This is a genomic window from Algoriphagus boseongensis (genome assembly GCF_004362805.1).
Lineage (GTDB): Bacteria > Bacteroidota > Bacteroidia > Cytophagales > Cyclobacteriaceae > Algoriphagus > Algoriphagus boseongensis.
The window spans coordinates 913,939-920,951 of sequence record NZ_SNYF01000005.1 but is presented as its reverse complement, the minus strand read 5'-3'; the positions used below and the strand labels follow the sequence as shown (position 1 = coordinate 920,951).

8 protein-coding genes and 1 tRNA gene are annotated in these 7,013 nt (G+C 38.8%); 1 reads left to right on the top strand and 8 read right to left on the bottom strand.

The annotated features are described in order from the left end of the window. The 5 genes from DFQ04_RS04045 to DFQ04_RS04025 all read right to left on the bottom strand — a co-directional run. Positions 1-110 (bottom strand): GIY-YIG nuclease family protein (locus tag DFQ04_RS04045; protein WP_166637279.1); only part of this gene is annotated, 110 nt, incomplete at its 3' end. Between the two features lie 107 nt (positions 111-217). Next, positions 218-511: a GIY-YIG nuclease family protein gene (locus tag DFQ04_RS04040; protein ID WP_133552927.1), complete on the bottom strand. Its 294-nt coding sequence runs from the start codon at positions 509-511 to the stop codon at positions 218-220. A gap of 55 nt (positions 512-566) precedes the next feature. Continuing rightward, positions 567-639 (bottom strand) — tRNA-Thr (locus tag DFQ04_RS04035). A 107-nt stretch (positions 640-746) separates the two neighbouring features. Next, entirely contained in the window at positions 747-2,789 is a 2,043-nt protein-coding gene (locus DFQ04_RS04030; RefSeq protein ID WP_133552925.1) for a DUF349 domain-containing protein, read from the bottom strand. 48 nt (positions 2,790-2,837) lie between these two features. Further along, complete coding sequence (locus tag DFQ04_RS04025; protein ID WP_133552923.1) at positions 2,838-3,407, bottom strand: YqgE/AlgH family protein; 570 nt, start codon at positions 3,405-3,407, stop codon at positions 2,838-2,840. A gap of 102 nt (positions 3,408-3,509) precedes the next feature. On the opposite strand from DFQ04_RS04025, the gene pdxH reads away from it, so the two are divergent. Continuing rightward, positions 3,510-4,145 carry a pyridoxamine 5'-phosphate oxidase gene (gene pdxH / locus DFQ04_RS04020; RefSeq protein ID WP_133552921.1) on the top strand — a complete coding sequence of 212 codons (636 nt, stop codon included), beginning with the start codon at positions 3,510-3,512 and terminating at the stop codon, positions 4,143-4,145. Here the strand turns inward: pdxH and bshB1 are convergent, their stop codons facing one another. From bshB1 to trxB, 3 genes are read right to left on the bottom strand one after another with little or no spacing between them, the layout of a single operon-like run. Beyond that, a complete protein-coding gene (bshB1, locus tag DFQ04_RS04015; protein ID WP_133552919.1) occupies positions 4,146-4,862 on the bottom strand; it encodes a bacillithiol biosynthesis deacetylase BshB1 in 717 nt (238 codons plus the stop codon). Between the two features lie 6 nt (positions 4,863-4,868). Continuing rightward, positions 4,869-5,906: a M23 family metallopeptidase gene (locus tag DFQ04_RS04010; protein ID WP_133552917.1), complete on the bottom strand. Its 1,038-nt coding sequence runs from the start codon at positions 5,904-5,906 to the stop codon at positions 4,869-4,871. Positions 5,907-5,913: 7 nt separating this feature from the next. Continuing rightward, entirely contained in the window at positions 5,914-6,858 is a 945-nt protein-coding gene (gene trxB, locus DFQ04_RS04005; protein ID WP_133552915.1) for a thioredoxin-disulfide reductase, read from the bottom strand. Positions 6,859-7,013: the final 155 nt, after the last annotated feature.

Sequence of the window (7,013 nt, the reverse complement as noted above, 5' to 3'; positions counted from 1 at the left end):
AATGTGTTTTGATTGTGTTCCTCTAGTCTTTTTTCCAAATCGACCGTCTGGCCAACATAGAATCGATCTGTTGATTTTGAATAAAGGATATAAACAAAAAAATTAAGCATGAATAAATTTAAAAAGGAATAAAAAGAAAAACCACCCATTTCTGAGTGGTTTTTGAGCCCCTTGCCGGGATCGCCCACGATAGCTATCGGGGCAGCGACCCGTTGAATTATGAAGAATACTTTTGAATTAACTTTTGACTGATTTCAGGATATTTCTTCAAATTCTGATAGTATTTCCTTTTTCTTGTACTCTTAATGTGTGATTCTATTTTTATCGCTTGATTTCTTGAAGAGCATTCAATTGTGAAAAATATTTCCCAATCATTTACATTTTTTGTATGTGCTTTTGAGTATGTGTTTTGATTGTGTTCCTCTAGTCTTTTTTCCAAATCGACCGTCTGGCCAACATAGAATCGATCTGTTGATTTTGAATAAAGGATATAAACAAAAAAATTAAGCATGCATAAATTTAAAAAGGACTAAAAAGAAAAACCACTCATTTCTGAGTGGTTTTTGAGCCCCTTGCCGGGATCGAACCAGCGACCTACTGATTACAAGTCAGTTGCTCTACCAGCTGAGCTAAAGAGGCCTTCCTTTATTGTGCTGCAAATATAGGCTTATGGGCTTTTCACTCCAAACTCAACATCCAAGAAATTTAAAACCAATGGCTATCTCTCAGATTTTGAGATGGAAAAATTAAAATTCCCTCAAAATGGAAAGCTTCTTTTTCAGCTTTTCAATCTCTTCTTCTGCCTTTTGGATTTTGATGTCAAATTGGTCTTTGAGTTTATCGGCAGTTTTTGAGGCTGCGAAAAACTCCAAGTTGTTTTTCCAAAGTGTGATGCTGTTTTCCAGATCAGCTATCTGCTTTCTGATTCCATGCTCTTTCTTATTGAAAGTTTTAACAGCATTTGGATCATTCTGGATTTTATTCAAGTTGAGTCTAAACAAGAAATCATCCTTGTTTTCTCCACTTGGATTAAGCTTGTCAAGGTATTTTTCTACAGCCGCTTTGAATTCATTTTGGATGTCCTTGATATTCTTTCTAGGAACAAATCCGATTTCATTGAATTCAGAAACCAATGCAGTCAATTCATCTTCTGATGCTGAGGAACCCTTAGCCAATTCAATAATCTTGGCAATTACCTCCTGCTTCTTCTTAAGGTTTGCATCGAATTCAGAGTTAGCCTGTTTGTTAGAATTTCTTCTGTTTTCGAAGAAAGTATCGCAAGCAGTCTTGAATTTTTTGTACAAAGCGTCACGGAATTTCTCAGGAGTTGGACCTAATTTCTTCCATTCTTGCTGAAGTTTAATTAGCTGGTTAGCAGTGTTCTGCCAATCGGTATTTTCAACCAAAGCTTCAGCAAGGGAAATTAAATCTTCAGCTTTCTTCTGGTTGGTAGCTCTTACTTCATCCAGCTGCTTGAAGAATAAATTCTTATGGTGGAAGAATTGCTTGAAGGCACTCCAGAAAGCTTTATTTATTTCCTTTCCGGCCTCTCTTGGAACTGGACCAATCTTTTCCCAATCCTTTTGGATATCGAGGATTTCTTTGGTTTTGGCATTCCAGTCTTTAATTCTATCCGCTGAGAAATTTGCATACTCAGCAAGTTTAGCGATCAGCGCTTCTTTTTGAGTTTGATTTTCCTTGTAAACTTCTTTCTGTCCTTCATAATAGACTTTTCTTCTATCATAAATGGCATCAGAAGCTCCTTTAAATCTTTGCCAAAGCTCTTCCTGATCACTTCTCGGTACTGGTCCGACGTGCTTGAATTCCTCATGAAGCTCGTTGAGCTGCTTAATGGCTTCTTTTAAATCTTTAACCTCCTTTAGCGCTTCTACTTTTTCGCAGAGCTCTAATTTACTTTCTAGGTTCTTCTTACGATCAAGTTCCTTAAGCTCGAAATAGATGCTTCTATTGTCATAGTAGCGATCCATCAAAGCATTGAAGCTTGCCCAAAGGTTTCTATTTTGAGATGCAGGTACGGGTCCGATGGACTTCCATTCTTCCTGAATAGCCTTAATCGCATTCATGGAAAGAGTGGTTTCCTCTCCGTCAACCAAATCTCTAAGCTTATTCAAAAGCTCAGTTTTGGCTTCTAGATTCTTTTCTTTCTGCTTTTCGGCTTCTTTTCTTAGAGAGTAAAGTTGGTGCCTGAAGTCATTGAATACCTTATGGAATTCCCTTTCTTCTTCGTGCAAGTGGTATTCAAAATCCTCTTCAATTCCACCTTCAGCTTTGAATTTATTCAGGGCTTCTTCTTTATCCTTATTTTCAAGCTCTTCAAAGGCTTCTTTGATTTCGTGAGCCAGTTTGTCAATTTTTAGAACATTTCCGTGATGAATCTTATCCTTCAGCAATTTTAAAAGCTGAACCTTGGAAAGCACGGAAAGGTCAAGATCTTCTTCTTCGGACTCCTCCTCTTCAGCTAATTCTGAATCATGGGATTCAGATTCTGAATTTTCAACGGTCGATGATTCAGAAACTGCGGAAACCTCTTCAGTGGGAGCTTCTTCCTCTTTTGCAGGATTCTTTTCGGTTACTGTTGGAGTTTCTTCAATAATCTGACTTTCAACTTCAGATGAAACCTCCTGTATTTCTGCTGAATCTTCAACTGGATTTGCTTCCTCTGAAGAATCTACCTGATTTTCACTTACTTCTTTCTTACCTGTTACTTCTTCTGCAGAAGCTTGGGTCACCTTGTCATTTTCAGACAATTCGTTACTTTTCTCGGACATAAAAACGCTACAATTTCACGGCAATATGGGCAAAAGTAGGCATTTTGCCTAATTTAATCTTGGGTCTAAAGGATAATTTGCAAGGACCTTAAATTCTCCTCCCATGTTTTTTAAAAGTACTTTCCATAAATCCTCCTCCGTATTTTGAAGGGTCAGGTCATCGATATCTTCGCGGCAAACAATCCAGGTATTTTCATTCAATTCTTCTTCCAATTGCTTTGGTCCCCAACCACTATAACCAATAAAAAAGAAAACCTTTTCTGAAGGGATAATTCCCAATTTTAATTTTTCAACCAATTCTTCGTATTCCCCTCCGTACCACATATTTTTTCCAATGGAAACACTTCCATTTAACTGATTTTCATCGAAATAAATAAAGTGCAAGGTATTTTGCTCAACTGGCCCCCCTACATAGACTTCGTTATCTAAAAATGAGAGTTCTTCTACTAATTCGCCCAAATGGAGAATAGATGGCTTATTTAATATTAATCCAAAGCTCCCTTCCTCATTATTCTCACAAAGCAAAACCACTGACCTAACAAAATTCTCATCCTGCAAGAAGGGCTCGGAGATGAGCAAATTTCCGGCATTAGGATTTTTGTTTAGGTCTGAATTCATTTTTGAGTTGTTATTGTTTTCAGGAAAAATATAGCCCATAATTTTAAAAATCCAATGGGCATTATACTTTTAGATAAAATTTCTATCCAAACTAAACCAAAAATGAAGCTTTCTGACATTCGTAAGGATTACACGCTTAAGACCCTAGATATCAAGGATATAAATCCTAATCCTTTTCACCAATTCAAAATCTGGTTTGATGAGGCTGTTGATTCTGAGGTCTTGGAGGTGAATGCCATGTGCTTGTCTACCTTAGGTTTAGATGGATATCCATCAGGAAGAATTGTCCTTTTAAAGGGTGTGGATCACGGTTTCTTATTTTTCACCAACTACGAAAGTTCAAAAGGAAAAGAAATTGAGCAAAATCCAAAAGCTACCTTAACTTTTTTTTGGCCGGAATTAGAAAGACAAATCCGGATAACCGGAGATTTGGAAAAAGTAAGTTCAGAGGAATCTGATGAATATTTTCATTCCAGACCCAAAGGATCACAGATAGGAACTTGGACTTCTCCACAAAGCGAAAAAATCGAGGACAGAAGTATTCTTGAAAATAGGATAAAGGAGTTAGAGGAAAAGTTTTCTACTCAAGAGATCACCAGGCCACCTCATTGGGGAGGATATCGGCTATTACCAAAGAAGTTTGAATTTTGGCAAGGAAGACCAAGTAGACTTCATGATAGAATCTGCTTTGAGTCAAAAGAAGGTAGTAATTGGGAAATCTTCAGATTGGCCCCTTAATTATTTTAAGTCAAAAAGATCTTTGACTCCAATATATCGCTCCACAGTAAATCCTTCCCCGTATTTGGTCATGATCCTATGGCCAAAGTCTCTTGCTCTTGATTCAATAAAGGGCAAGAATTCAGGTGAGGATATAAAACTTGAAGGTTCCTGGCTTTTAGGATCGTAAAATTGAGATTTGAAAGCCATGATACTCTCTACTTTGGTATCCCAGAAATCAGTGATATCAACAATAAAATCCGGCTCGATGTAATTGTTTTGGATGTAATGGTAGACAAATTTAGGTCTCCAGGCTTGTTGAAATTCTCCATCCAGATACGTCTCAATTTTTCGGAGGCCGCTCATAAAACAGGCATTGGAAGCCAAGGAAGAACCTTTTCCATGATCTGGGTGTCGATCTCGGATAGCATTGGCCAAAACAATTTCCGGTTGGTATTTTCGGATTAATCGAATTAATTCAAGCTGATGCATTTCGTCATCTTTAAAAAATATATCCTTGAAGCCTAGATTTTCTCGGGCAGAAAGCTTGAGGATTTTGGCAGCATCGGCAGATTCTTGAAGTCGAGTTTCAGGTGTACCTCTGGTACCCATTTCTCCATAAGTTAAATCAACAATACCCACCTTATGGCCTTTTGCTACTTGTGCAGCAATTGTTCCTGAACAACCCAATTCCGCATCATCAGGATGGGCCGCAATTACCAAAATATCAAGTTTCATTTCTTTCTATTTAACTCTAAGATTTTGCCCAACTCGTAAAATAGATCTAGTACTGATTCCATTCAATCGAGTTATTTGGCTTATCGTTACTCCATATCTTCTTGCAATAGAGCCTAAGGTATCTCCTCTTTTCACCCGATGGTAGGCAGCAGCCCTAGCTTTTGCAACTTGGGAAAATAACTGTTTCGAAATTAAAATATCCTGTTTGGTTAATTCCCCTTTATCAAAGTCATAGACGTTTTCAGGATCAAAGGCCAGTCCCTTGTACCTCATTTCATAATGCAAATGCGATCCGGTACTCCTACCCGTACTCCCACCTTTACCAAGGATATCTCCAGCCTTTACCTCATCTCCTACTTCAGCGATTTGTTTGGAAAGGTGGCCGTACAAAGTTTCTAGGCCATTTTTATGCCTTACTAAGACAAAATATCCCCAGCCATATCGATCATATGCTCTGACCCTTACGATTCCATCAAATCCAGCATATACCGGATCACCGGTTTCCAGATCCAAGTCTACCCCATAATGCATTCTTCCCCACCTTGCGCCAAATTCAGAGGTCTTTTTGGATTCATCCAAGGGGAATTTCCAGTTCATTCCAAAACGTGGATCGTAAAGTCTCAATTGGAGACTGTCCTGAAAATTTCGAATATCAAGATTATAGATATCTACCTTCTTGCTATCCCAATTGGCAAAGTATTCAAAGGCAGTCACCCAAATACTATCAATCTGGACTTGCTCAGAAATTTTCACCAATTGATTGGTTGGAGCCCAAATAAATCCCAATGGATCTTCGCTAATGATAGATCTCATTCGGGAAAGGTTGACATCACCTTGGAAAAGAATGGAATCAGTCTGGGAAGTAAGTGTCCTCAGGTAGGTATCCTGATCAAATTGGCGAAGTTCAATATTCCTTCTTTCTGCAGGGACTCCAGTTTGTGTAGTATTTTTCTTGATAATCTTAGGAAAAACTTGAGCATTGGCCTCAAAGAAACCAATGCTCAAGCATAATCCTAATATGATTTTCAGGTAGTTAATTTTCATTAATCAGTCAGTGATTTTCCTGTTCGGCTAGGAAGCGTTCTGCATCCAAAGCCGCCATGCACCCTGTTCCAGCAGCAGTTACAGCCTGACGATAGACATTGTCTTGGGCATCGCCACAGGCAAAAACCCCTTCAATATTTGTCCTGGTCGAACCCGGAATGGTTTTGATATATCCGGATTGATCCATATGAATAAAATCTTTGAAGATTGCTGTGTTGGGTTGGTGTCCAATAGCAACAAAGAAGCCAGAAATTGAGATTTCTCGTTTTTCTCCGGTTTTATTATTCAAAATTCTCACTCCTTTTACTTCATCCTCACCCAAGATTTCATCAGTTTCTGTATTCCAAAGAATCTCGATTTTAGGATTATTCATCACTCGCTTTTGCATGATCTGAGAAGCGCGCATTTCGTCTCTCCTCACGATCATGTAAACCTTCGAGCAAATGTTAGCCAAGTAAGCAGCTTCTTCGCAAGCGGTATCACCTGCTCCTACAATTGCAACTTCTTGTCCTCTAAAGAAAAATCCGTCACATACAGCACATGCGGACACACCTTTTCCATTCAATCTGGTTTCGCTTTCTAATCCAAGCCACTTGGCAGAAGCCCCTGTGGATATAATTACGGTATCCGCATGAATGGTTTTCTGGTCGTCCACGGTAATTACGTGAGGTTGCGCAGAGAAATCCACTGCAGTCACCATTCCATAACGAACCTGTGTTCCAAATCTTTCTGCTTGCTTTCTGAAATCCTCCATCATCTCTGGCCCCATGATACCATCAGGATAGCCAGGATAATTTTCAACGTCAGTGGTAATGGTTAATTGGCCTCCAGGCTGTCCACCTGTATAAAGCACTGGACTCATTCCCGCTCTTGCGGCGTAAATAGCTGCAGTATACCCTGCAGGGCCAGATCCTATAATCAGAACTTTGACCCTTTCAATAGCTTCATTCATTAATAGCGCGTATTAATCGGTTAAATTTTGTCATTTATGAAATTGAAACAAAACTCGGGAAAGTTAAAATTCCCTAAGGTGAGAATTGTTACTAATTCTCAGCGGGAAAACTTAAGCGAGGTATAAATAAAAAAGGGGTTCATCACCCCTTTTAT

Bases quoted from the DNA above. Each gene is read 5' to 3' on its own strand.
- DFQ04_RS04040 (WP_133552927.1), bottom strand. From the start codon at position 511: ATGCTTAATTTTTTTGTTTATATCCTTTATTCAAAATCAACAGATCGA.
- DFQ04_RS04030 (WP_133552925.1), bottom strand. From the start codon at position 2,789: ATGTCCGAGAAAAGTAACGAATTGTCTGAAAATGACAAGGTGACCCAA.
- DFQ04_RS04025 (WP_133552923.1), bottom strand. From the start codon at position 3,407: ATGAATTCAGACCTAAACAAAAATCCTAATGCCGGAAATTTGCTCATC.
- pdxH (WP_133552921.1), top strand. From the start codon at position 3,510: ATGAAGCTTTCTGACATTCGTAAGGATTACACGCTTAAGACCCTAGAT.
- bshB1 (WP_133552919.1), bottom strand. From the start codon at position 4,862: ATGAAACTTGATATTTTGGTAATTGCGGCCCATCCTGATGATGCGGAA.
- DFQ04_RS04010 (WP_133552917.1), bottom strand. From the start codon at position 5,906: ATGAAAATTAACTACCTGAAAATCATATTAGGATTATGCTTGAGCATT.
- trxB (WP_133552915.1), bottom strand. From the start codon at position 6,858: ATGAATGAAGCTATTGAAAGGGTCAAAGTTCTGATTATAGGATCTGGC.